16 protein-coding genes and 1 pseudogene are annotated in these 21,052 nt (G+C 67.8%); 5 read left to right on the plus strand and 12 right to left on the minus strand.

All coding sequences use genetic code 11. From position 1 onward, the window contains the following. Positions 1-947: phospholipase A (locus AB7U92_RS00865; RefSeq protein ID WP_428573798.1), on the minus strand; the 947-nt coding region annotated here is incomplete at its 3' end. 163 nt (positions 948-1,110) lie between these two features. Here AB7U92_RS00865 and AB7U92_RS00870 point away from each other — a divergent pair. Both AB7U92_RS00870 and AB7U92_RS00875 read left to right on the plus strand, forming a co-directional pair. Beyond that, complete coding sequence (locus AB7U92_RS00870) at positions 1,111-1,752, plus strand: TetR family transcriptional regulator (RefSeq protein ID WP_128003500.1); 642 nt, start codon at positions 1,111-1,113, stop codon at positions 1,750-1,752. A gap of 122 nt (positions 1,753-1,874) precedes the next feature. Continuing rightward, positions 1,875-2,792, plus strand: a complete 918-nt coding sequence (locus AB7U92_RS00875; RefSeq protein WP_428573801.1) for an aspartyl/asparaginyl beta-hydroxylase domain-containing protein — start codon at positions 1,875-1,877, stop codon at positions 2,790-2,792. 45 nt (positions 2,793-2,837) lie between these two features. On the opposite strand, the gene AB7U92_RS00880 is transcribed toward AB7U92_RS00875, so the two are convergent. The 5 genes and pseudogenes from AB7U92_RS00880 to AB7U92_RS00900 form a co-directional block, all read right to left on the minus strand. Continuing rightward, the gene (locus AB7U92_RS00880) at positions 2,838-3,971 is read right to left on the minus strand and encodes an ABC transporter permease (RefSeq protein WP_428573804.1); all 1,134 of its coding nucleotides are present in this window, start codon (positions 3,969-3,971) and stop codon (positions 2,838-2,840) included. Continuing rightward, complete coding sequence (gene rbbA / locus AB7U92_RS00885) at positions 3,971-6,778, minus strand: ABC transporter ATP-binding protein/permease (protein ID WP_428573806.1); 2,808 nt, start codon at positions 6,776-6,778, stop codon at positions 3,971-3,973. Before rbbA ends, AB7U92_RS00880 begins: the two co-directional genes overlap by 1 nt. Beyond that, complete coding sequence (locus tag AB7U92_RS00890; protein WP_428573808.1) at positions 6,775-8,010, minus strand: HlyD family secretion protein; 1,236 nt, start codon at positions 8,008-8,010, stop codon at positions 6,775-6,777. The genes rbbA and AB7U92_RS00890 overlap by 4 nt, the downstream gene beginning before the upstream one ends. Next, complete coding sequence (locus tag AB7U92_RS00895) at positions 7,922-10,333, minus strand: cation-translocating P-type ATPase (RefSeq protein ID WP_428573858.1); 2,412 nt, start codon at positions 10,331-10,333, stop codon at positions 7,922-7,924. Before AB7U92_RS00895 ends, AB7U92_RS00890 begins: the two co-directional genes overlap by 89 nt. 27 nt (positions 10,334-10,360) lie before the next feature. Then, positions 10,361-10,501 (minus strand): annotated as a pseudogene (locus tag AB7U92_RS00900) (cation-transporting P-type ATPase); the annotation flags it as partial. Positions 10,502-10,546: 45 nt separating this feature from the next. Between AB7U92_RS00900 and AB7U92_RS00905 the strand changes: the two are divergent. Further along, the gene (locus tag AB7U92_RS00905; protein WP_428573810.1) at positions 10,547-11,950 is read left to right on the plus strand and encodes an MBL fold metallo-hydrolase RNA specificity domain-containing protein; all 1,404 of its coding nucleotides are present in this window, start codon (positions 10,547-10,549) and stop codon (positions 11,948-11,950) included. Here the strand turns inward: AB7U92_RS00905 and AB7U92_RS00910 are convergent. Then, positions 11,947-12,540 carry a hypothetical protein gene (locus AB7U92_RS00910; RefSeq protein ID WP_428573812.1) on the minus strand — a complete coding sequence of 198 codons (594 nt, stop codon included), beginning with the start codon at positions 12,538-12,540 and terminating at the stop codon, positions 11,947-11,949. The genes AB7U92_RS00905 and AB7U92_RS00910 overlap by 4 nt on opposite strands. 98 nt (positions 12,541-12,638) lie before the next feature. Between AB7U92_RS00910 and AB7U92_RS00915 the strand changes: the two genes are divergently transcribed. Together AB7U92_RS00915 and AB7U92_RS00920 are read left to right on the plus strand one after the other, a co-directional pair. Continuing rightward, positions 12,639-13,883: an MgtC/SapB family protein gene (locus tag AB7U92_RS00915; protein ID WP_428573814.1), complete on the plus strand. Its 1,245-nt coding sequence runs from the start codon at positions 12,639-12,641 to the stop codon at positions 13,881-13,883. A 166-nt stretch (positions 13,884-14,049) separates the two neighbouring features. Beyond that, positions 14,050-15,270 carry an MFS transporter gene (locus AB7U92_RS00920; RefSeq protein WP_428573816.1) on the plus strand — a complete coding sequence of 407 codons (1,221 nt, stop codon included), beginning with the start codon at positions 14,050-14,052 and terminating at the stop codon, positions 15,268-15,270. Positions 15,271-15,325: 55 nt separating this feature from the next. Here the strand turns inward: AB7U92_RS00920 and AB7U92_RS00925 are convergent, their stop codons facing one another. From AB7U92_RS00925 to AB7U92_RS00945, 5 genes are all read right to left on the minus strand, one after another. Beyond that, positions 15,326-15,595, minus strand: a complete 270-nt coding sequence (locus tag AB7U92_RS00925; RefSeq protein ID WP_428573818.1) for a hypothetical protein — start codon at positions 15,593-15,595, stop codon at positions 15,326-15,328. 150 nt (positions 15,596-15,745) lie between these two features. Further along, positions 15,746-17,068 carry a glucose-1-phosphate adenylyltransferase gene (gene glgC, locus AB7U92_RS00930; RefSeq protein ID WP_428573820.1) on the minus strand — a complete coding sequence of 441 codons (1,323 nt, stop codon included), beginning with the start codon at positions 17,066-17,068 and terminating at the stop codon, positions 15,746-15,748. Positions 17,069-17,270: 202 nt separating this feature from the next. Further along, on the minus strand, positions 17,271-17,789 hold the full coding sequence (locus AB7U92_RS00935) for a hypothetical protein (RefSeq protein ID WP_428573822.1): 519 nt from the start codon (positions 17,787-17,789) through the stop codon (positions 17,271-17,273). Continuing rightward, complete coding sequence (locus AB7U92_RS00940) at positions 17,786-18,166, minus strand: DUF302 domain-containing protein (RefSeq protein ID WP_428573824.1); 381 nt, start codon at positions 18,164-18,166, stop codon at positions 17,786-17,788. The genes AB7U92_RS00935 and AB7U92_RS00940 overlap by 4 nt, the downstream gene beginning before the upstream one ends. A gap of 281 nt (positions 18,167-18,447) precedes the next feature. Beyond that, positions 18,448-21,000 (minus strand): PAS domain S-box protein, encoded by a 2,553-nt coding sequence (locus AB7U92_RS00945; RefSeq protein WP_428573826.1) that lies wholly within the window; start codon positions 20,998-21,000, stop codon positions 18,448-18,450. Positions 21,001-21,052: the final 52 nt, after the last annotated feature.

Consider the following 21,052-nt stretch of genomic DNA (forward strand, 5'->3'; position numbering starts at 1 on the left):
GCCAGGCGAGTGCGCCAGGTCACCTGCGCCGTGGCCAGTCCGGGCAGCCAGGCCGCCGCTAGTTCGGCGTCGCCAACGTAGCGGGCAATGTCCGGGTTGTCGTCGTTGGAGCCATCATTCAACCGACGGAACACGCGCAATACGAGTCCCAGTTCGCCGCGATCGACGCTCGCCGCGGCGTACACGCGGTTCCAACTGCGCGACAGCGCGCCGCTCTGCCCGTTGGACTGGTGCATGAGCCCGAGTTGCGTCATGCGCCAGTGCCAGCCGGCCCACAGAGGCGCCAGCGGCCGGGGCGTCGGTATGACGTAGATGGCCTCCGGCTGATAGTCGGTGCTGCGAAACGGCGACGACTGCTGCGTGTCCCAAAACTGCCAGAGCGAACGCTGCGTGTAGGCGAACCACAGATCGGCCTGCGGCAGCAGCAGCCCTTCGACCACCTTGGTCCGCAGCGAGATCTGGATCTTGGCATTTACCGACTTGTAGCGAAGTGCCGACGGCGCCGTCCCGCGCGTTGGCGTGGACGGAGCAAGATTCACGCTGGAGGTCCAGTGCGCCGGCAGAACGAAGTTGGGCTGATAGGTGCGGACGATGAACGTGCCACGCTTGGCCTCAGGCCCCAGTTCCCAGGTCTCGCCGGCCACGGCAGCCAGCATCTCGTCCTGACCCGGCGCCGGGCTGGCCGCCGGCCGGGTCGGGCGTTCGGCATCCACAGCGGCGCTGCGCAGGCCAAGTGCCGCGGTCGGCACGGCCGGGTCGATCCCGGATCGGTCGAATTCGGTGCCCAGGGCCGCGTCGTAGCAGGCCAGTCTTCTCGCGTCGTCGGCCTCGCGCCGGCACGAACTCAAATCGCCCTGGGCCACACAAGGCCCTGCGGTCATGGCCAGAACGCCGATCGACAGCAGCCGGCACACACCTCGAATCTCTTGCGATCGCTGGCTGGCCATCGTGATTGCAGTGAACGTTTGAGCGGCGTTGTTGCACGACACTGCTGGTCGCCCACCAGGCCGCCCGGCGGGCACCGCCATGAGCAAGGCGGCGCCAGAGATACAGGCACGAATGTATATTATCGGCTGAAACCTGCTCTTCTTGCAGGAGATTGGTCCGCACATGGCCCGCCGCACCAAGGAAGAAGCCCTCCAGACCCGCCAGGCGCTCATCGATGCAGCGGAGATCGTTTTCGACGCTCGCGGTGTGAGCGAAGCGTCACTTCAGGAGATCGCGGAGGTGGCAGGGGTGACGCGCGGCGCGGTCTACTGGCACTTTCGCGACAAGGCCGATCTGTTCAACGCGCTGATGGATCGCGCGATCCTGCCCTTCGAGCAGCGTTGGCTCGACGACAAGGCCGGAGCCCAGATGCCGCCGTTGCAGGAGGTGGAGGCCATCGCCGCCGACATGCTGCGCGCAACGAGTCGCGATGAACGGCTGCAGCGCGCCGTATCGATCTCGAGCCAGAAGCTTTCGTACGTGGATGAACTGGGTTCGGTTCGGGAGCGCCGCCTGGCGGTGCTGGCACGGGCCCGCAAGCGATTCGAGGCGCTGCTGCGCGAGGCACAACGTGCAGGAGCGCTGCCGGCGGACGCCCAGCCCACCCATGCAGCGAGAGCCCTGCTGGCCCTGGTCGATGGGCTGGTCGTGCACTGGATGCTCGATGGCCGCCGCTTCAACCTCTGCAAGGTGGGCGAGCCGGCGGTTCGGCACATGCTGGCCGGAATGGCCGTATCGCCGCCGGCCCGCCCGCCACGGGCGTAGTCGCGGTGTTCCGGAACCAGCGTTCCGAGCAAGGCATGACCACTGTTCTGCGCGATGCGACCGGCGCCCGCGACATGCCGCGCGCTTCGACGCCTCTTGAACCTGGATCGGGGAATTGAGCCATGCTTGATATTCCTTACTTCAAGTTGGCGGTTCTCGGCATCTTCGCCTTCTGCACAACCCACGTACACCGCCGCGGCAGTGTGCGCCTGCGCTTCTGGCGCCAACTCACCGACCACTCGACGTTCATGGCGCCCATCAACTGCGTCATGTACCTCTTCTCCGGTGTGCCCAACAGGCCCTTCCTCGACGCCGCGGCCTTCCCGCAACTGCGTCTGCTGGAAAGCCATTGGGAGAGCATCCGGGACGAAGCCTACCGGCTTGCCTCAGCCGGACAGATCAAGGCCTCCGACAAGTACGACGACGCCGGCTTCAACAGCTTCTTCAAGACGGGCTGGACCCGCTTCCACCTGAAGTGGTATGACGAGGCGCATCCGTCGGCGCGGGCACTGTGCCCATTGACGACCTCGCTTCTGCAGCAGATTCCCAGCGTCAAGGCGGCCATGTTCGCGGCGTTGCCTCCTGGCGCGCGTCTGGTCACCCACCGCGACCCGTTCGCCGGTTCCCTGCGGTACCACCTCGGCCTCTCGACCCCAAACTCGGACGACTGCTTCCTGTGCGTGGACGGGGAGAAATACAGTTGGATAGACGGCCAAGGCGTGGTCTTCGACGAGACCTACCTGCACCATGCCGAGAATCGCACCCCGCAGATGAGGATCATCCTGTTCTGTGATGTCGAGCGCCCGCTGACCAACGGGCTTGCGAACACCTTCAATCGATTCATCAGCCAGACGCTGATCCGTTCCGCCGCTGCGCCCAATGCGGCGACCGATCGAACAGGCGGCTTCAACAGGGCATTTGCGCACGTCCAGCGGGTGCGGCTGCTCGGCAAACGGATCAAGGCGCGGAGCCGATTCGGCTACTACCTGCTGAAGTGGCTGCTGTTTGGCGGGCCGATCCTGTGGTGGCTGCTCTCCTGATCGAGGTCGAATCCGCCCAGATGCCTCTGCAGGCATTCCCGCTCCTCAGCCCGCAGCCAGCGAGCGCCGAACCCGGCGCAAGGTTCCGGCGAAGAAGACCGCGCCAATGGCCAACAGGGCCAGCAACGTCGGCCACACCACCGAGAGTCCTGCCCCCCGGTAGAGAACCGCCTGGGCGAGGCTCACGAAGTGTGTCGTTGGCGCGAGCAGCATCAGATCGCGCAGCACCTCCGGCATGCTCTCCCGCGGCGTGGCACCGCCGGACAGCATCTGGAGCGGCAACAGCACCAGGATGATCAGCAAGGCCAGCTGCGGCATCGAGCGGGCCACGGTGCCCAGGAAGATGCCCATCGAGGTGGTCGCGAACAGGTGCAGCGCGACCCCCGCCAGGAACAGTGCCGCCGAGCCTGCGATCGGCAGGCCCAGCACGCCGCCCACCATGACACGCAGCGACAGCGCGCAGGCCAGAAAGACCACCCCTCCGGTGGCCAACACCTTGGCGAGCATGATCTCCACCGGCCGCAGCGGCAGCGTCAAAAGGTGCTCCAGCGTCCCCTGCTCGCGTTCGCGGATGAGCGCGGCACCGGCCAGGATGATGGACAGCATCGTGACCATGTTGATCAGTTCCATCACGGCCGTGAAGCGCGCACTGTCCGAACTGGGGTTGAACCGCATGCGCACGGCCAGCTCAACGGGCGCTTCGCTCGATGCGCGTTCGCCTGCCACGAACTCCTGGATCTCCTGCAACAGCATGGCCTGGACCTGGCCGGCGCCGATGAAGGATTGGCGCATCTGCGTTGCATCGACGTTGAGCTGCAGGGCCGGACGGCGGCCCGCCAGCAGGTCGCGCTGAAAGCCCGGCGGGATGTCGAGCACGAAGCTGTACAGCCCCGTGTCCAGGCCGGCGTCCATCTCCTGCAGTGAGATCTGTCGCGCGGGCAGGAAGTCCGGTGGGTAGAAGACGCCCGCGAGACGCTGCGACAGTTCGGTGCGGTCCTCGTCCACGATCGCGATGGGCACGCGCACCAGACGGTCCGGCACGACCGTTGCCGCGACGTAGATGGATCCGCTGAAGGCCCAGACGACGAAGACGAGAAGCAGTCGGTCTCGCCAGAGGCTGCGCAGTTCCTTGACGGCCAGGTGCGCCACCGAGCGCAACGACGTCGCCAAGCCGCCCATCAGCGCTCCTGCTTGCGCAACAGCAGCACGCTGGCCGCCAGCAGCACCGGGCCGGCCAGCACCAGCGGCCAGAAGAGCCCGCCGAGTTCCTCGAAGCCGAGCGCCTTGGAAAACGTGCCGCGACTGATGGTGACGAATGCCGCGGTCGGATACAGGTGCGCGATCACTGCCGACAGACCCTCCAGCGTCGACACCGGGTTGAGGATGCCCGAGAACTGGATCGCCGGCAGCATGGTGGCCAGCGCCGTCCCGAACAGGGCGGCGAGCTGGCTGCGCGTGAACGACGACATGAGCAGCCCGATGGCGGTGGCGGCGAACACGTACAAGAAGGCCGCCAACGCGAGCGTGAGCAGGCTGCCCGTGAACGGCACGCCGAAGACGGTGACCGCCATGGCCGTCAGCACGCCGAAGTTGACCATGCCCGCAACGACATAGGGAAGCTGCTTGCCGAGCATGAACTCCAGCTTCGTGACCGGCGTGACATACAGGTTCGTGATCGAGCCCAGTTCCTTCTCCCGTACCACCGCCAGCGCCGGCAGCATCGAGGGGATGAAGATCAGCAGGATGGGTATCACGGCGGGCACCATCGAGACGATGCTGACCACGCCGGGGTTGTACCGGTAGCGCACCTCCAGCTGAGCCGGCGGTCGCGCGTCGATGCCCGCTTCCGCCATCCGCTGCGACAGGAATCCGTTGTGCAGGGCCTGCACGTAGCCGGCGATGATCTCCGCCCGCATGGGCATGGCCCCGTCGATCCAGACGCCCACCGTGGTGGGGCGTCCGCGGCCCAGATCGGCCGCGAACCCGGGCGGGATCTCGAGGGCCAGCGCGAGTTCCCCGCTGCGCATCCGGGCGTCGAGTTCCGCATGACCGGACAGCGGTGGCTGCTCGAGGAAGTAGGGCGAGCCGGCCAGTTCCTGGACATAGGCGCGGCTGGCATTGCTGTCATCGCGGTCGATCGCGGCGAATCGAAGGTCCTGGACGTCCATGCTGATGCCGTAGCCCATGATGAGCATCAGCAGTGCCGTTCCGGCCAGCGACATGGCCAGCCGGATCGGATCGCGCAGCAGTTCCAGCGTTTCCCTGCGCGCGCAGCTCAGCAGGCGGTGGAGGCTGAATGCCCGCTGGGTGCGCGCCAGAGCCCGCGCGACGGCATGGCGTCCGTCGTCGACGTCGAGCGCCGGTGCGCGGCCTTCGTCGGGTAGCGGTCGCCCAGGACCGTGCGATTCACCAGCTGACGCCGGTGCCATCGTCCGGCTGCGACCCTCCAGGCTCTGCTGTTCCGCCTGGAGCCGCTGCACGAAGCTGTCCTCCAGCGTCCCGGCTTCGCTGCCGCTCGCCAGTTCTGCAGGGCTGGCACAGGCCAGCACCCTGCCGGCATGCATCAGCGAGACGCGGTCGCAGCGCTCGGCCTCGTTCATGAAGTGCGTGGACAGGAAGATCGTCACCCCATCGCGGCGCGACAGCTCGATGAGCAGCGACCAGAACTCATCCCGCGCGATCGGGTCCACCCCCGAGGTCGGTTCGTCCAGGATCAGCAACTCCGGCCCATGCACGAGCGCCGCGGCCAGTTGCAGGCGCTGCCGAAGGCCGAGTGGCAGCGTCATCGGCAGTGCCTTCGCCGCGGCGACCAGCCCGAAACGCTGCAACAGTTCGTCGACCCTCGGCGCGAGCGAGGCGCTGTCCATGCTGAACAGCCGTGCCTGCAACTCGAGGTTCTGGCGCACCGTCAGGTCACGGTACAGGGAGAATCCCTGCGACATGTAGCCCACTCGCCGGCGCACGGCAAGGTCGGTGGCATCCAGCGGCTGGCCGAACAGACGCACGTCTCCGCCGCTGGCGGGCAGCAGGCCCGTCAGCATCTTCATCGTGGTGGTCTTGCCGCAGCCGTTGGAGCCCAGGAAACCGAAGATCTCGCCGCGCCCGATGCGGAAGTTCACGCGATCGACGGCCGTGAAGTCGCCGAAGCGGCGGGTCAGGTCGATCGCCTCGATCGCGATGTCGCCGTCGCTCGCACCCCGCGCAGGCAGCACGGGCAAACGATGTCGGGCACGCCGCTCGGGCGGCAGCAGTTCGATGAACGCAGCCTCGAGCGATGCACTGCCGGTGCGGGCGAGCAGCTGGGCAGGCGTGCCGGCAGCCAGCACGCGCCCTGCGTCCATGGCCACCAGCTGGTCGAAACGACCGGCCTCCTCCATGTAGGCCGTGGCCACCAGCACGGTCATGCCGGGCCGGCGGGCCCGGATGTCCTCGACCAGTTCCCAGAACTGGCGACGCGAGAGCGGGTCCACGCCGGTCGTCGGCTCGTCCAGGATGAGCAGATCGGGGTCGTGGATGAGCGCGCAGCACAGCCCCAGCTTCTGCATCATGCCGCCGGACAGCTTGCCCGCCGGCCGCCCCGCGAACGGCAGCAGTCCGGTGCTGTCGAGCAGGGATTCGATGCGTTCGGCGCGAGCTCGGCTGCCGTGCCCGAAGAGCCGCCCGAAGTAATCGACGTTCTCCTGGACCGACAGCGTCGGGTAGAGGTTGCGGCCCAGTCCCTGGGGGTTGTAGGCGATGCGCGGCCCGACACGGCGGCGATGCGACGCGTGGCGCATGTCGCCGCCCAGCACGACCAACTCACCCTGCTGAAGCCGTCGCGCCCCTGCGACCAGCGACAACAGCGTCGACTTGCCGACCCCGTCGGGGCCGATGAAGCCGGTCACGCTGCCGGCGGACACGCGCAGGTCGATGTCCTGCAAAGCCTGCGAGGATCCGTACCGGTGCCCGACTCCGGCCAGCCGGATGGCGGCTTCGTCCGGGGTCATGGTCGCGCTGCAGACGCCGAAGAAGCTGCCGGCGAGGGCACACGCACTGCCAACCGCGCGGGCCAGGGCTGCTCGCCCAGACGCACGTAGGCGACCCCCGGGAGCCCTGTCTTGACCTGCTCGCGGTAGCGCTCCAGCAGCTCGGACGACACCCGGGCCCGCACCTTGAAGACCATCTTCTGACGCTCCGACTCGGTCTCCACGGTCTTGGGCGTGAACTGCGCCACGCTCGCCACGAAGTCCACCGCGGCCGGAATCACCACGTCCGGTGCAGCGTCGAGCACCAGCCGGGCCTCGCCTCCGATGGCCACTCGCCCTGCGGCCCGCTCGGGCAGGAAGAAGCTCATCGTCACGTCGCCCAGATCCACCAGCGTGACGACGCGTCCCCCCGGGGCAAGCACCTCGCCGGCATGGGCCAGCACGGTCTGCACCCGCCCGTTGCGGGGCGCGCGCAGCAGGGCGTCGGCGATTTCCACCTGCACCCGCTCGACCGCGGCCCGGGCCGACTCAATGCCGGCCTGTGCCTCGCCGAGTTGCGAGCGCGTGGCCACCACGGCCGCCTCCGCCTCCAGCCGTTGCGAACGAGCGGCCTCCAGCGCCGCGCGGCTGGCACGAACGCGCGAGTCGGCGGCATCGAGCTGCTGCGGCGAGATGAAGTTCTGGGCCACCAGTTCGGACGTGCGCTTCAATTCGCGTTCCGCAAGCGCCGTCTCGGCCGCGCGCTGTGCCGCCAAGGCCTCGACCGTGCGCACCGCCTGTTCGCGTTGACGCACGACCGACGCCAGCGCGACCCGGGCCGCCTCGGCCTGGCGCAACTGTGCTTCGGCCGAGCGCAATTGCGCCTGCAACGACTGCGTGTCCATGCGGCCGATCTCGTCGCCGGCACGCACGAAGTCGCCTTCGCGCACCTTGACGTCGAGGATGCGTCCCCCGGCCTTGGTGGACACGTCGATCGCCGTGGCTTCCAGCCGGCCATTGCCCGCGACGATCCAATCGGGCAATTCGTCACCGTCCGACCAGCGCCATGCCAGGGCAGCTGCAATCAGCAGCACGCCCAGCAGCAGTGCCAGCGCGAGGCGACGTCGGGGAGCGGTCAAGTTCATAGGCCAGGCATAGCGTTTCGATTCCCGGGGCAGAGACACATCAGGCCAGCTGCGCAGTGCGTCTCCATTGTGTCGCAGCACCTGAGAAAGCGCCGAGCGCGACGGCGCCTGCCACCCAGCCCAGCGCAAGCAGGAGATCGGCCGTGGCAGATTGCGCAAACTGCAGCAGTCGCTGCGCACCGGGCACCGTGACCGCCAGACCCAGCGCGGCGAAGGCAACGGCAGCTACCCACCAGAAGGCGCGAGCCGTCGGCGCGAAGAGGCAGCGCCAACCCAGACCGGCGGTCAGGTTGACGGCCACGAGGAGCAGGTTGCCCGCCGTCAGGCCGACCACGGCCAGCGTCCGCGCGATGTCGGCGCCACGGCCGAGGTTCAGGGCGCCAACGTAGAGGACGAGGGTCGCGGCCAGCAGGAAAAGCCCCTGCAGCAATCCCTGCCACAGCATCGGCCGCCCGACGATGCCCTCGTCTCCCTGCCGCGGCGGCCGCTGCATCACCCGGGGATCTTCCGGCGCCCCTTCGAAGGCCAGCGAGCAGACCGGGTCGATCACCATCTCGGTCAGGACAACATGCGCCGGCAGCATCAACGCCGGGAGCCCGAACAAGACGGGCAGCAAGGACAGCCCGGCGATGGGCACATGGATCGCCGTGATGTAGATCATGACCTTGCGCAGGTTGTCGAAGATCCGACGGCCCATCCGCACGGCCGCGACGATGCTCCCGAAATCGTCGTCGAGCAACACCACGCTGGCGGCCTCGCGGGCAACGTCGGTGCCCCGCCCGCCCATGGCGATGCCGATGTGAGCCGCCTTCAGCGCAGGGGCGTCGTTGACGCCATCGCCGGTCATCGCAACCGTCTCGCCGCCGCGCTTCAGCGCCTCGACGAGGCGCAGCTTCTGCTCGGGCAGCACGCGCGCGAAGACCCTGACCTGCCGGACCGCGCGCGTCAGCGCCGCGTCGTCCAGCCTTGCAAGCTCATCGCCGCTGAGCACGCCGGCGCGGGTGTCGATACCGGCCTGCGCCGCAACCGCGAGTGCGGTCTGGGCATGGTCGCCGGTAACCATGGCCACCGCGATGCCGGCGGCCCGCGCTTGCTCGACCGACGCTGGAACGCTTGCGCGCAGCGGATCCTCGAAGCCGACCAGGCCCCGCAGTTCGAAGTCGATGTCGTTCTGCCGGTCCGGCAACACACTGTCCGGCGCAAGCCCTTCGGCGACCGCGAGCACCCTCAGTCCCTGCTGCGCCAAGTCCCGAACACGTTCCAGCCACGCCGACCGTGAATCCGGCGGCAGTTGGCACAAGGCGAACACCGCCTCTGGCGCACCCTTTGCGGCGACGCACCGTCTCCCTTCACCGTCGTTCCACACCTGCGTCGTGGCCGGCAACTGCGGCGTCAACGGGTACTCGCGCTCGAGCCGCCAATCCGGGCGCAGGGGGCCGGCATCGCCCGGCCTAGCCTCACCTTGCGCGAACAACGCCCGGTCCATCGGGTCGGCGCCGCCGCGGCGCGAAGCCAGCATCGAGACCTCGAGCAGACGACGCACCGGCTCCGGCACGGGCGAACCGGTCTGAACCGGGACGTCCGCGTCCGCCGTGACCAGCCGGCGTACTTGCATGCGGTTCTCGGTCAACGTCCCGGTCTTGTCCACGCACAAGATGGTGGCCGATCCCAGTGCCTCGATCGCAGCGGGCCGGCGCGCCAGCACCCGGATTCGGGCCAAGCGCCACGCACCGAGCGCGAGAAAGACCGCAAGTGCCATCGGAAACTCCTCGGGCAGCATCGCCATGCCCAGCGCGATGGCCGACAGCAAGCCCTGCATCCAATCACCACGCTGCCAGCCATACCAGGTCACCAACAGCGCGCTCGCCCCCAGCGCGGCCAACCCGAAGGCCCGCACGAGGCGCCGCAGATGCCGCTGCAGTGGCGTCGGCGCAGCGTCGATGCCCGACAGCGATGCGCCGATGCGGCCGACCTGGGTCCGACGACCCGTCGCTGTCACTTCCGCCCAGCCGTGCCCCGCGACGACCAGCGTGCCCGCATAGACCGCAGGGAAATCATCGCCACCCGGTGGCGGCCCGTCGACGCCGATCGGGCCGCTGACGGCACGCTTGCGCACCGGCACCGATTCGCCCGTCAACAAGGACTCGTCGACCGATATGCCGACCGCTTCGCGAACCACGCCGTCGGCCGCCACCCGCTCGCCTTCACCGAGCGCGAACAGGTCACCGGTCACCAGGTCGCGCGCGGCGATGCGCCGCACCCTCCCGTCGCGCAGCACGTTCACCTGGGGCGTCGCCAGTTCCCGCAGCGCATCCAGCGCGTGCGCGCAGCGGCGCTCCTGCAGGACGACCAGCCCGACAGTCAGCACGGCAAAGAAGGCCAGCAGCAGCCCTTCGCCCAGATCCCCGATCAGCAGGTAGATCCCGGCGGCCATGAGCAGCAGGAGAAACATCGGCTCCGACGCGATCCCGCGCAAGGTGTCCAGCCAGCCCTGGCGTTCCCGGTCGTCGATCTCATTGGGGCCCTGCCGTGCCAGGCGTTGACGTGCTTCGTCCTCGGCGAGCCCGGACAGGCCGGGCTGGTCACTCAGGGAAGGCATGGCGCATGGTCGCGGAAGCATCGACGGGGTATGGGACGATCAGGCTCTTCGGACGAGGAGATCTTGATGAAGATCAGCTTTCTGGGAGCGGCGCAGGAAGTCACCGGCTCGTGCTGCCTGGTCGAGTTGCCCGGGCTGAAGTTCCTGGTGGATTGCGGCATGCGTCAGGGCGGCCGCGAAGCACGGGAGCGCAATTTCGCGCGCTGGCCCTTCGAGCCGAAGGACCTCGATTTCGTGCTGCTGACCCACGCCCACATCGATCACAGCGGGCTGCTGCCGCGGCTGTGTGCGCTCGGATTCACGGGACCGATTTACACGACACTCGCCACGGCCGACCTCCTGTCGGTCATGCTGGTGGACAGCGCCTTCATCCAGGAAACGGACTGGAATCGCGCCCAGCGCGAGCGCGGCCACGGCCGACGCCATGCCGGACGAAACGTCGAACTGCTCTACACCGTCGCGCAGGCCGAGGCCTGCCTCGAGCAGGTACGCGGCCTCGCCTATGACGAAGACGTCACCCCGCATCCGGCGGTGCGCTGCCGGTTCCGCGATGCCGGTCACATCCTCGGCTCGGCCATCATCGAGCTGTGGCTCGAGGAAGGCGGGCGAACACGCAAGCTCGTCTTCTCCGGCGACCTGGGACAGCCGGGGCGACCGATCGTTCGAGACCCGACGCCCATCGAAGACGCCGACCTGCTGTTCGTGGAGTCGACCTACGGCGACCGCGTGCACCGTCCGATGCAGGAAACCGTGGACGAACTGGTGGCGGTGATCGAGGACACCTTGCGTCGCCGCCAAGGCAACATCGTCATCCCGGCCTTCGCCCTCGGTCGCACGCAGGAGCTGCTCTACCTGCTCGCCCGCCTCCGCAGCGAGCATCGGCTGCCTCCGATGCAGGTGTTCGTCGACTCGCCCATGGCAGACAGGGTCACCGCCATCACCGCGCGGCATCCCGAGTTCCTCGACGACGAGACGCGAGAGATGCTGTCATTGCGCCGGCAGCCTCCGGAGGGCCTGAGCATCCGCTTCACCAAGAGCGTGGACGAGTCGATGGCACTCAACCGGCTCAAGGCGGGCGGCATCATCGTCTCCGCCAGCGGCATGTGCGACGCGGGGCGCATCAAGCACCACCTGCGGCACAACCTCGGCCGCCCGGAGTGCGCCATCGTGATCATCGGCTTTCAGGCCGAGGGCACGCTGGGCCGGCGGTTGGTCGACGGCGAGAAGCGGGTTCGGCTGTTCGGCGAGGAGCACGTCGTGCGTGCCAGCGTGCACACGATCGGCGGGCTGTCCGCGCACGCCGACCGCGATGCGCTGCTCGGCTGGCTGCGTGGCCTGCGTCGCGCGCCGCAGCGGACCTTCGTGGTGCACGGCGAGGCGGCGACCGCCTGCGGCTTTGCCGACCGCATCGCCGATGAACTCGGCTGGGCGACGGAAGCGCCCGCCGCGCTCAGCCACGTCGACCTCTAGGTGTGGTCCGCATCTGCGAGGCGCTCGCGCATGGCCTCGAGTTCCCGGGCGTAGCGCTGCGCATCACCGTAGTCGAAGAACTGCTCGTAGCGATCGTGGGAGGCCCGCAGCCGGCGCGCGTGCTTGATCGGGCACCAATACTGTTCGGTGCGTGCGACGATCTCGCGGCCATAGGCCATCAAGCCGTTCACATAGGAGCAGTACAGGCAGTTGAACTGCTCGATGCGGTTCAAGTACGGCAGCAGCGCACGGTCGTACACGAAGTGGTCGGCGCGGCGCACCTTCGGTATCCGGTAGATCGGAAAGCAGATCGCCTGGTAGATGCTGAAGCCCAGATCGGCCAGCAGCAGCGGCAGCGCCACGCCGTAGATCACCGGCGCGGACAGCAGATGCCACAGCCGGGCCCGCAGCAGGTAGTGCAGACTGCTGGTGCGCAGGCGGCGGTGCAGTTCCAGCACCTCATCCTCGAAGCGTATGCGGTGGTGGTCGAAGCGATAGCGGAACTGCTCTCGCTTGGCCGCGAGGTCTGCCTCCAGTTCGCACTGGAGTTCGTGGATGCGCGCCATCAACTCGTCGATCCTGGAATTCATCGTGCCTCCTCCTTGGGCAACGCCGTCCCTGCCCCGGCACCAGTCTGGCACGAACGTCTCGTGCGCCCAGCGAGGGCGACCTGAGCGATCATGCAGCGATGCATCTCGATGAATCCCACGCCGTCGGGCTCGCCGTCGCTGTCGGCGCCGGACTGCTGATCGGCACCGAACGCGAACGCCACAAGGGTCAGGCCGCGGACCGCGAAGCGGCCGGGTTACGCAGTTTCACGGTTGCCTCCGTGTCCGGCGCGATCGCACAGGCCCTGCCCTCCTCCGGCCTGGTCGTCGTCGGGGCCTGCCTCGTGGCCGGCCTGTCGCTTGTCGCGTTCGTCAAGAGCCGGTCCGCCGATCCGGGCATGACCACCGAGCTCGCCCTGTTCACCACCTTCCTGATCGGGGTCCTGGCGATCGTCTCGCCCGCGCTGGCAGCGGCCTGCGCCGCGGGCCTGGCGTTGTTGCTGGCGGCCAAGGAACGCTTGCATCGCTTCGCCACCGAGTTGCTCAGCCAGCAGGAACTGCACGACGGCCTGCTTCTGGCCGGACTGGTTCTGATCGTTCTGCCGCTGATTCCGGCCGGACCGATCGGTTGGCTCAATGGCATCGCACCGCGCCCGCTCGCCGCGCTGGTGGTATTGATCCTCGCCCTGCAGACGGTCGGGCAGGTGGCGCTGCGCGCGCTCGGCCTGCGCGCGGGCCTGCTGGTGACCGGATTCGTCTCCGGCTTCGTGTCGAGCACGGCGACGGTCGCCTCCCTCGGCAGCCGCGCCAAGGCCGAACCCGCGCAAGTCACTTTGCTGGCGTGCGCCGCCGTGCTGTCGGCGGTGGCGACCTGGCTTCAGGCCTTGATCATGAGCGTGGCGCTCGCGCCTTCGGCCGCGGCCGCGCTGGCTCCGGCGGCCCTGGCCGGGGCGGTGGGCGCCGGTGCCGCAGGTCTGATGGCGTTGCGCGGGACCCAGGCCCCAGCGCCGATCGCGCTCGCCGGACGAAGCGCCTTGCGACTCGGCGAGGCCTTCGCCGTGGCGGCTCTCCTCGGCGCCGTCGCCATCGGCGTCGGCTACGCCCAGCGGTTCTGGGGCGACCTTGGGCTGAAGGTGGGCGTTGCACTCGCAGCGATCGGCGATGCGCATGCACCGGTGGCGTCCCTGGCGGCGCTGCACGCGGCCGGTACGCTCGCGGACGAAGAATTCGTCCGCGGCGCACTGCTGGCAGTCAGCATCAACTCGGTCAGCCGCGTCGGCGTGGCATTCGTCTCCGGTGGCCGGAGCTACGCCTGGCGATTCGCACTGGCCCTCGCCGTGAGTGTCGCTGCAGCCTGGACAACCGCCGGCACGATCGGCCGGTGACCCCCGTCGTGGGACGTCCGGCCCCTGGACTTGACGACGGGCAATCGCGCCCGATGGCGACGCTCGATGATGACGGCACGGATCGGCGGCGCTGGCCACCGGCGGGTTCCAGTTCCAGCCTGGATCCGTGCCCCTTCCTCGAGGCCCGCGGCATGTTGTGCACACGATGAACAAGGAACGACGCAGCGAAGACGCAGTTGAGCGGGCGGATGGCCTTGCGCGACCTCGCCTTCATCCGGACATCGTGCGCCTGGGCGCCGTGAGCTTTCTCACCGACATCAGCTCCGAGATGATCTTCGCGGTGTTCTCCGTCTTCTTCACCACGGTGGCGGGCGCATCCAGCGCACTGCTGGGCCTCATCGAAGGCCTCGCGGACCTGTCCGCCTCGTCGCTCAACTACCTGGCGGGTTGGCTGTCGGATCGAAGCGGCAGACGCAAGTGGTTCGCCGTGGCGGGCTATGTGTTCTCGACGCTGGCCAAGTCGGTCTTGCTGGTCGCCACTTCCGTCGCCGCACTGGCAGCGTTCCGAGTCGTCGAGCGCCTGGGCAAGGGTTTTCGGGGGCCGCCACGGGATGCCTGGTTGTCATCCATGGCGCCCGAGGGTTCGAGGGGATATGCGTTCGGCGTGCACAAGGCGCTCGACAAGTCGGGCGCCGTCGTCGGCCCGTTGATTGCCTATGCGCTGCTGAGCGGTCTTGGCGAGTCACCGGCCACGTACGCGCTCCTGTTTGCGGTCGCCTTCGTCCCGGCTGTGGTCAGCGTGGTCCTGCTGGCGACCATCCCGGATCGCCCCGGCGCACGGCACGAAGCCGAGAGTGCACGACACGGCTGGCGTCAGTTGACGCCCGCGTTCAAGCGCTTCCTGGTGCCAGCGGGTGTTTTCGCGCTGGCCTACTTCAGCCTCGGCTTCATTCTGCTGAAAGCGCACACGATGGGTTTCTCCATCGCGCAGGTGGTTCTGCTATACGCTTTCTTCAATGCCACCTGCGTCCTGATCGCTCCGACGATGGGGCGGCTCGGCGACAGGATCGGACGAAGTCATGTCGTGCTGCTCGGCTATGCGCTCTACGCTTGCATCAACCTGTGGCTCATCGCGGCAGGCAGCCGCCCGGAGATGGTGGCGATCTTCGCGCTGTATGGCCTCTTCTACGCCATCGAGGAGTCGCAGAGCAAGGCGTTCATCGCCGACCTCGAACCTGAACGACGGGCGACGGCGATCGGCGCCTACAACTTCGTGACGGGCGTCGCTTACCTGCCGGCCTCGCTGATCGCCGGCGCGCTGTGGAGCATCGCGCCAGCATGGGCGTTCGCGGCAGCGGCCGGACTTTCCGTCCTGGCCATCGCGATCTTCCTTGCGCTGCGGCCGTCGGAAGTTCTTGGCCCATGACCACCCCGCGCCGTACGCCAGCGCCCCGTGGCAATGTCTACCGGCCGCTGCGCCGTCAGTCCAGGGGCCGTTCGATGTGGCTGAAAGCGTAGGCGTCAGACCGGGAGCAGCCGTACAGGTGCCGATAGGCGCGAACGCTGAGACCCGTGGAGCGGTTGGTCAGTCGGACCCACCCTCCCCGATCCAGTTCGCCGTGGAGCCGCTCGCCGACCCGCAGGCCGGGTGGATCGAGCCACTGCAGCACGCTGTAAGTCCGGTCCGACAGGACCACGACTGCAAGCCTGTGGCCGATGTTCTCCGCGACCACCTCACCGGAATCAAGCATCAAACCAACCTCGCCCCCGTGCGACGTTCGGGGCATCCGGTTGGCAATCCTCGCACATCGCGGCCATGCGGGTGGATGCCTGGCGCGTCAAACTGCACGGAGTGCCTCGCACCGATGAACGCCGACGCGGACGTCACCAGGATGCCTACCTCAACGCTCGCCGAGCATGTCCGGCGTGATGAGCACGATCCCGCGCTCGGTGAGATGGAAGCGCGAGCGGTCTTCCAGCGGAAAGACCCCTGCCTTGAAGCCGTCGGGCAGCACGCAGCGCTTGTCGACGATGGCGCGCCGCAGGACAACGCCGCGCCCGACCGTCGCGCCGGGCAGAACGACCGAGTCTTCGACCAGGCTGTGTTCACCCACGTGGACCTTGGAGAACAGCACCGAGCGGCGCACGGTCGCACCGCTGACGATGCATCCGCTGGAGACCAGCGAGTCGACCGCCAGACCCCGTCGAGCGTCTTCGTCGAATACGAACTTGGCAGGCGGCAGCTGGGCAGGAAGGCTGAGGATGGGCCACTGGTCGTCGTACAGGTTGAGTTCCGGCACCACGTGCGTGAGGTCCAGGTTGGCCTCCCAGAACGCGTCGAGAGTCCCGACGTCGCGCCAGTACGGGCGTGTGCCGGCCATGTTCACGCAACTGTCGGCATATCGGTGGGCAAGCACCCGGCGGCGCTGCACCAGCCGTGGCAGGATGTCCTTGCCGAAGTCGTGACTGGACTCGGCGACTGCTGCATCGCGCTGCAACTCCTCGCACAGCAGCGCCGCGGAGAAGACATAGATGCCCATGCTGGCCAGACAACGGTGCGGATCGTCGGGACACGGCCGGGGCTGCCGGGGTTTCTCCTCGAAAGCTTGCACGCGGCCGGACTCCTCGACCGCCATGACGCCGAAGTTCACTCCATCGGCCAGCGCAACGTCGATGCACCCGACCGTCGCGTCGGCGCCGCTGCTGACATGCTCGGCCAGCATGATCGAGTAGTCCATCTTGTAGACATGGTCCCCGGCGAGGACCAGGACGTACTCGGCCCGCGTTTCTCGCAGCAGTTCCAGGTTCTGAAACACGGCGTCCGCGGTACCGGCGTACCAACTCTCGCCCGTGCGCTGCTGCGCCGGGACCACGTCCACGTACTCGCCCAGGTTGGCCGCGAGAAAGCCCCACCCGCGCTCGATATGGCGAATCAGGCTCTGCGCCTTGTATTGCGTGAGAACAGCGATGTGCCGGACACCCGAATTGACGCAGTTGCTCAACGCAAAGTCGATGATCTTGAACTTCCCTGCGAAGGGCACGGCAGGCTTTGCACGCCGGTCGGTCAGCTGCTTGAGTCTCGCACCGCGTCCCCCCGCCAGGACGAACGCCAGCGTCCGTTGGGTCAGGTGGCTGGACCCGCGCTTGGCGTGTACGCCGTGCTCGGCCTCGACCTGACGCATCCGTGCAGTTCCCGAGCCGGTTCGTGAGGCAGTCTCCTGCATGACTTCTCCCTGGCAAGTCGCAGCCGATCCATGGCGCAGATGCTGAGCCCGCCATGGCAAGTCGGCTTGACATCGCGCAACGACACCGACAGTCGATCGTCCTGACGTGGCGACGGCGTCGGAGGCCCCGTCGGATCACGCCAGTCCCCGCCGCCGTGTCGCGTCTACGGGTCGCCCGATCGGTCGACCGCAGGAGCAGCCCTCAGAATCGCCCGCCTTCCAGGGCCGAGGCCGACAGCCGCACTGTCTGGTCGAAGCACGACCGCAGACGCCGCGACCAAGACGTTCGTTGCAGACCGTTCGACGCCGCCTGCGGCTCGATAGAGCACGGGCGGCGCATGACCAGCACGACCCCGTCGTCTCGCTCGATCAGTCCGATCCGGGCCGGGAGGTGCTTGCCAAGCCCCGAACCCGCCTCCAACAGCTGCGCCACGACATCGGCAGCCCAGATATCGAAGACGATGGCGCGACGAGCCCGGGGCGTGCCGGCAGGGCCACGATCCGAAAATCTGTACCGCTGCAGCACCGACACGCGATGGGCGAGGAATTCCAGCCTGAGTGTCAGCTCCACCCCTTCGATGCTGCCTCGGCAGCGGGCCATCGACATCGTCTGCGTGTGCACGACTGCTGGCAAGGGCGCCATCGACGCATCGAGCAGTCGGTCGAGCAGTGTGGTCGTCCCCGGGTCGACCAGATCCCGTCCGGGCCTGCTGCGGCTCATCGGAGTCCACGCAGCAAGCGGCACAGCGCGGCCTCGATCGTGCGTGCCAGCAGAGAGACCTCGGCCGAGTGCGAGAGAAGCGGCATCAGCGCCGTCGGGCGCGGCGTGGAGACGGTCGTCACGCCGCCGCGGTCGTGCAGACTGATGCGACAGGGCAGGACGTGAGCCATGCCGGGGTCGACAGCGAGAAGACGCGCCGCGGTCTCCAGGTCGCACACTTCGTAGATGCGGCAGGCCCTGCCCGTTCCGCCACCGGGCGCAGCCATCAGTTCGTCCAGGTCGTGAACCTGCACGAGCGGCAGTTGCCGCACTTGGAGCAAGCGCTCCAGCCGGTCACACACCACAGGCAATGCGTTGCTGCTGACCGTCGCCAGCATCGACTCGCCGCGGATGACAGCGCGTGCCTTCAGCAGCGCAAACGGCTTGGCCTTCCAACGTCGCTCAATCTCCCTCCCGGCCCTTGCTCTCGTGCAGCACTGCCCCAATCTCGCAGCGTGACGGCGACACCTTCGGAGGCCCTGAAGCACACTGCACAAGCCTCTCGACGAGCCAAACAAGGCGCGCCGCCCTCGTACGGCGCGCCCGTCGCAGGGCATCGAGCTGATGGCGCGTCGATACCGGCCCCGGCGACCGTCGTCGGCCAACCCATCGCAGCAAGTCATGATTCCAGACCGGCAAACGACACGCGGTTCTTGCCGGCACGCTTGGCGGCATACAACGCCTCGTCCGCCTTGTCCAGCAGCGCGCCGGGCTGGCGCGCATCGTCCGGCGCGATCGCCACTCCCACGCTCACGGACACCTGCGCGGACTCTCCGCCGGGCAGTTCGATCGGCTGACACAGGGCACTGGTGATCCGCCGCAGGATCGCCAGCAGGCCATCGCCTGGCGCAACCGGGGTCAGCAACACCACGAACTCGTCGCCACCCAGCCTGGCAACGGTATCGCCCTGGCGCACGCAACCCTGGAGTCGCCGAGCAACTTCAACGAGCAGTCGGTCGCCGGCCGAATGCCCATGCCTGTCATTAACCGCCTTGAAACCGTCCAGGTCCAGGCAGCACACGGCGAGTCGGCTGTGCAGCCGGGCGTTCGCGGCCAACGCGTGCTGCAACCGGTCGGCCAGCAGCAGGCGGTTGGGCAATTGGGTGAGCGCGTCGTGGAAGGCGAGATGCTCCACCTGCGCCTGGTAGTCCTTCATCTGGCTGATGTCGACCAGCACCCACATCGACTCCCCGGTTGCCGGGGAGAGCAGCACACCGCTCGCGTCGATCCACAGCAATTCGCCACCCTTTCGCCGCATCTGCAACTGCGTGCGATGGCGGCCTTTGGCAGACAGTGCCGCATCGGCCGCCTGGGCTTCCTCCTCGAACGAGCGGCGATCCGCGCACAGCACCTGGGCGGCCTGATGCAACAGTTCGTCCGGGTCATAGCCGAACATCCGCTCTGCCGCGGAGTTCTTCCAGACCAGCTTCCTGTCCCGGATCCTGACAATTCCGACCACTTCGTTGTCCAACATGGCGTTCTGCTCCTTGGCCAGACGGCTCAGGGCGATCCGTGCCTCGTGCACCTGCGTGACGTCGTGCATCACCGAGCGACTCATGACGAACGCCCCGCTGGCGTCGCGGACCGCCGTCGCCGAGACGCTGACCCATCGCGACGATCCGTCCCTGGAGCGGAGTTCGAACTCCACCGGACCGATCTGCCCATCGACCTTGAAGACCGGAAACATCAGCCGGAACAGGTTGCGGCCGGCCTCCGAGAAGAAGTCGGCCGGCCCCAGCCGGTGAAGCACTTCCTCCCGGCTGCAACCCAGCCACGCCAGCGCGAGGTCGTTGATGCGGATGAACCTGCCCTGCGCGTCGACAGAGTAGTAGCCGCACGGCGCGTTGTCGTACAGATCGTGAACCTGCTCGGCCGCCTCGGCCAGTCGCATGGCCATTTCACGCCGTTCGGTGATGTCCTGGAAGGCGCCGATCAGCCGCCGCGGCCTGCCCTCCTCCCTCTCGACTTCGCCAACGGCCCGCACCCAGATCGACCGCCCGCTGGCGGTCACGAACGGAAGCTCCAGATCCCAGCCGCCGCCGGAGTCAATCGCATCCCCCACGGCAGCCTCGATGACGGGCCTGGCGGCAGGCGCGTAGAACGAAATGGCCGTCTCGAGCGACGGGGTGTAGTTCGCGTCGACCTCGTGGATCCTGCGCGTCTGCGACGACCAGTTGATGGCGCCGGTCTCCAGATCCATCTCCCATCCACCAACCCCGGCAACCCGGCCGGTGCGCTCCAGCAGCGCCGTGCTGGTCCGCAGCGCCGACTCCGCCAGGCGCTGCTCGCTGATGTCTCGGCCCACCGAGTGAATCAGCACCGAGCCATCGGCGTCACGCTGGCGGGAATTCGTCCAGGCGATCCATCGGGTCCGACCGGCGGCACCGAGGTTCCGGTTCTCCGCGGAACAACGGTCCATTCCCGACAGCAGTTCCTGGAACTGGCCTCGCACCGCCTCGCGGTCCTGTGCCTGCACGAGGTCGAACAGGTTCGCCCCGATCAATTGTCGCGGCTCTCGCCCGAACAACTGGGCATAGGCCTGGTTCACGTACAACAGTTCCCCATCCGGGCGGGCCAACGACACCAACTCGCTCTGCTGTTCGACCAGGTCTCGATAGAGCGCTCGGCTCTGTGCGATCAGCCGCTCGTCTTCGCTGCGAATGGCCAGCGCGCGCAAGATCAGATCGCGACGCATCGCGAGCGCGTCAGCGGCAATGCGCGCCAAGCCCATGAGTCGCTCGACCTGCAGGGGCCCCAACACTCTGGGAACGCGGTCGATGACACACAGCGTCCCGACACGACTGCCGTCCGACATCGTCAGCGGCATCCCGGCGTAGAAGCGAATCCCCGGCGTTCCCGTCACGAGCGGATTGCCCAAGAACCGCGAATCCTGTCTGGCGTCCGGCACCTCGAAGAGGTCGGCCTCCAGGATCGCATGCGCGCAGAAGGCGACGTCACGCGGTGTCTCATTGACGCCAGGCAACCCGACATTGGCCTTGAACCACTGGCGCTCCGCGTCGACAAGCGACATCAGCGCGATGGGCGTCCCGCACAGTTCCGCCGCCTGACGCGCAATGGTGTCGAACAGGGCTTCCGGCTCGCTGTCGAGAATCAGCAATTCGCGCAGGCGATCGAGCCTTGCCTGCTCGTCGGGGGGGAAAGCGTCTGCCATGGAATCTTCACTGTGGACCACCCTTACAGAATAGCCCCGAGCGCGCGCCGCA

The organism is Piscinibacter sp., assembly GCF_050175855.1.
Taxonomy (GTDB): domain Bacteria; phylum Pseudomonadota; class Gammaproteobacteria; order Burkholderiales; family Burkholderiaceae_C; genus Piscinibacter.

What these genes read in the sequence shown, in the direction of transcription:
- AB7U92_RS00880 (WP_428573804.1), bottom strand. Translation starts at nt 3,971, where the DNA reads ATGGGCGGCTTGGCGACGTCGTTGCGCTCGGTGGCGCACCTGGCCGTC.
- AB7U92_RS00905 (WP_428573810.1), top strand. Translation starts at nt 10,547, where the DNA reads ATGAAGATCAGCTTTCTGGGAGCGGCGCAGGAAGTCACCGGCTCGTGC.
- AB7U92_RS00945 (WP_428573826.1), bottom strand. Translation starts at nt 21,000, where the DNA reads ATGGCAGACGCTTTCCCCCCCGACGAGCAGGCAAGGCTCGATCGCCTG.
- AB7U92_RS00870 (WP_128003500.1), top strand. Translation starts at nt 1,111, where the DNA reads ATGGCCCGCCGCACCAAGGAAGAAGCCCTCCAGACCCGCCAGGCGCTC.
- AB7U92_RS00940 (WP_428573824.1), bottom strand. Translation starts at nt 18,166, where the DNA reads ATGCTGGCGACGGTCAGCAGCAACGCATTGCCTGTGGTGTGTGACCGG.
- glgC (WP_428573820.1), bottom strand. Translation starts at nt 17,068, where the DNA reads ATGCAGGAGACTGCCTCACGAACCGGCTCGGGAACTGCACGGATGCGT.
- AB7U92_RS00875 (WP_428573801.1), top strand. Translation starts at nt 1,875, where the DNA reads ATGCTTGATATTCCTTACTTCAAGTTGGCGGTTCTCGGCATCTTCGCC.
- AB7U92_RS00910 (WP_428573812.1), bottom strand. Translation starts at nt 12,540, where the DNA reads ATGAATTCCAGGATCGACGAGTTGATGGCGCGCATCCACGAACTCCAG.
- rbbA (WP_428573806.1), bottom strand. Translation starts at nt 6,778, where the DNA reads ATGACCCCGGACGAAGCCGCCATCCGGCTGGCCGGAGTCGGGCACCGG.
- AB7U92_RS00935 (WP_428573822.1), bottom strand. Translation starts at nt 17,789, where the DNA reads ATGAGCCGCAGCAGGCCCGGACGGGATCTGGTCGACCCGGGGACGACC.
- AB7U92_RS00920 (WP_428573816.1), top strand. Translation starts at nt 14,050, where the DNA reads ATGAACAAGGAACGACGCAGCGAAGACGCAGTTGAGCGGGCGGATGGC.
- AB7U92_RS00915 (WP_428573814.1), top strand. Translation starts at nt 12,639, where the DNA reads ATGCATCTCGATGAATCCCACGCCGTCGGGCTCGCCGTCGCTGTCGGC.
- AB7U92_RS00895 (WP_428573858.1), bottom strand. Translation starts at nt 10,333, where the DNA reads ATGTTTCTCCTGCTGCTCATGGCCGCCGGGATCTACCTGCTGATCGGG.
- AB7U92_RS00925 (WP_428573818.1), bottom strand. Translation starts at nt 15,595, where the DNA reads ATGCTTGATTCCGGTGAGGTGGTCGCGGAGAACATCGGCCACAGGCTT.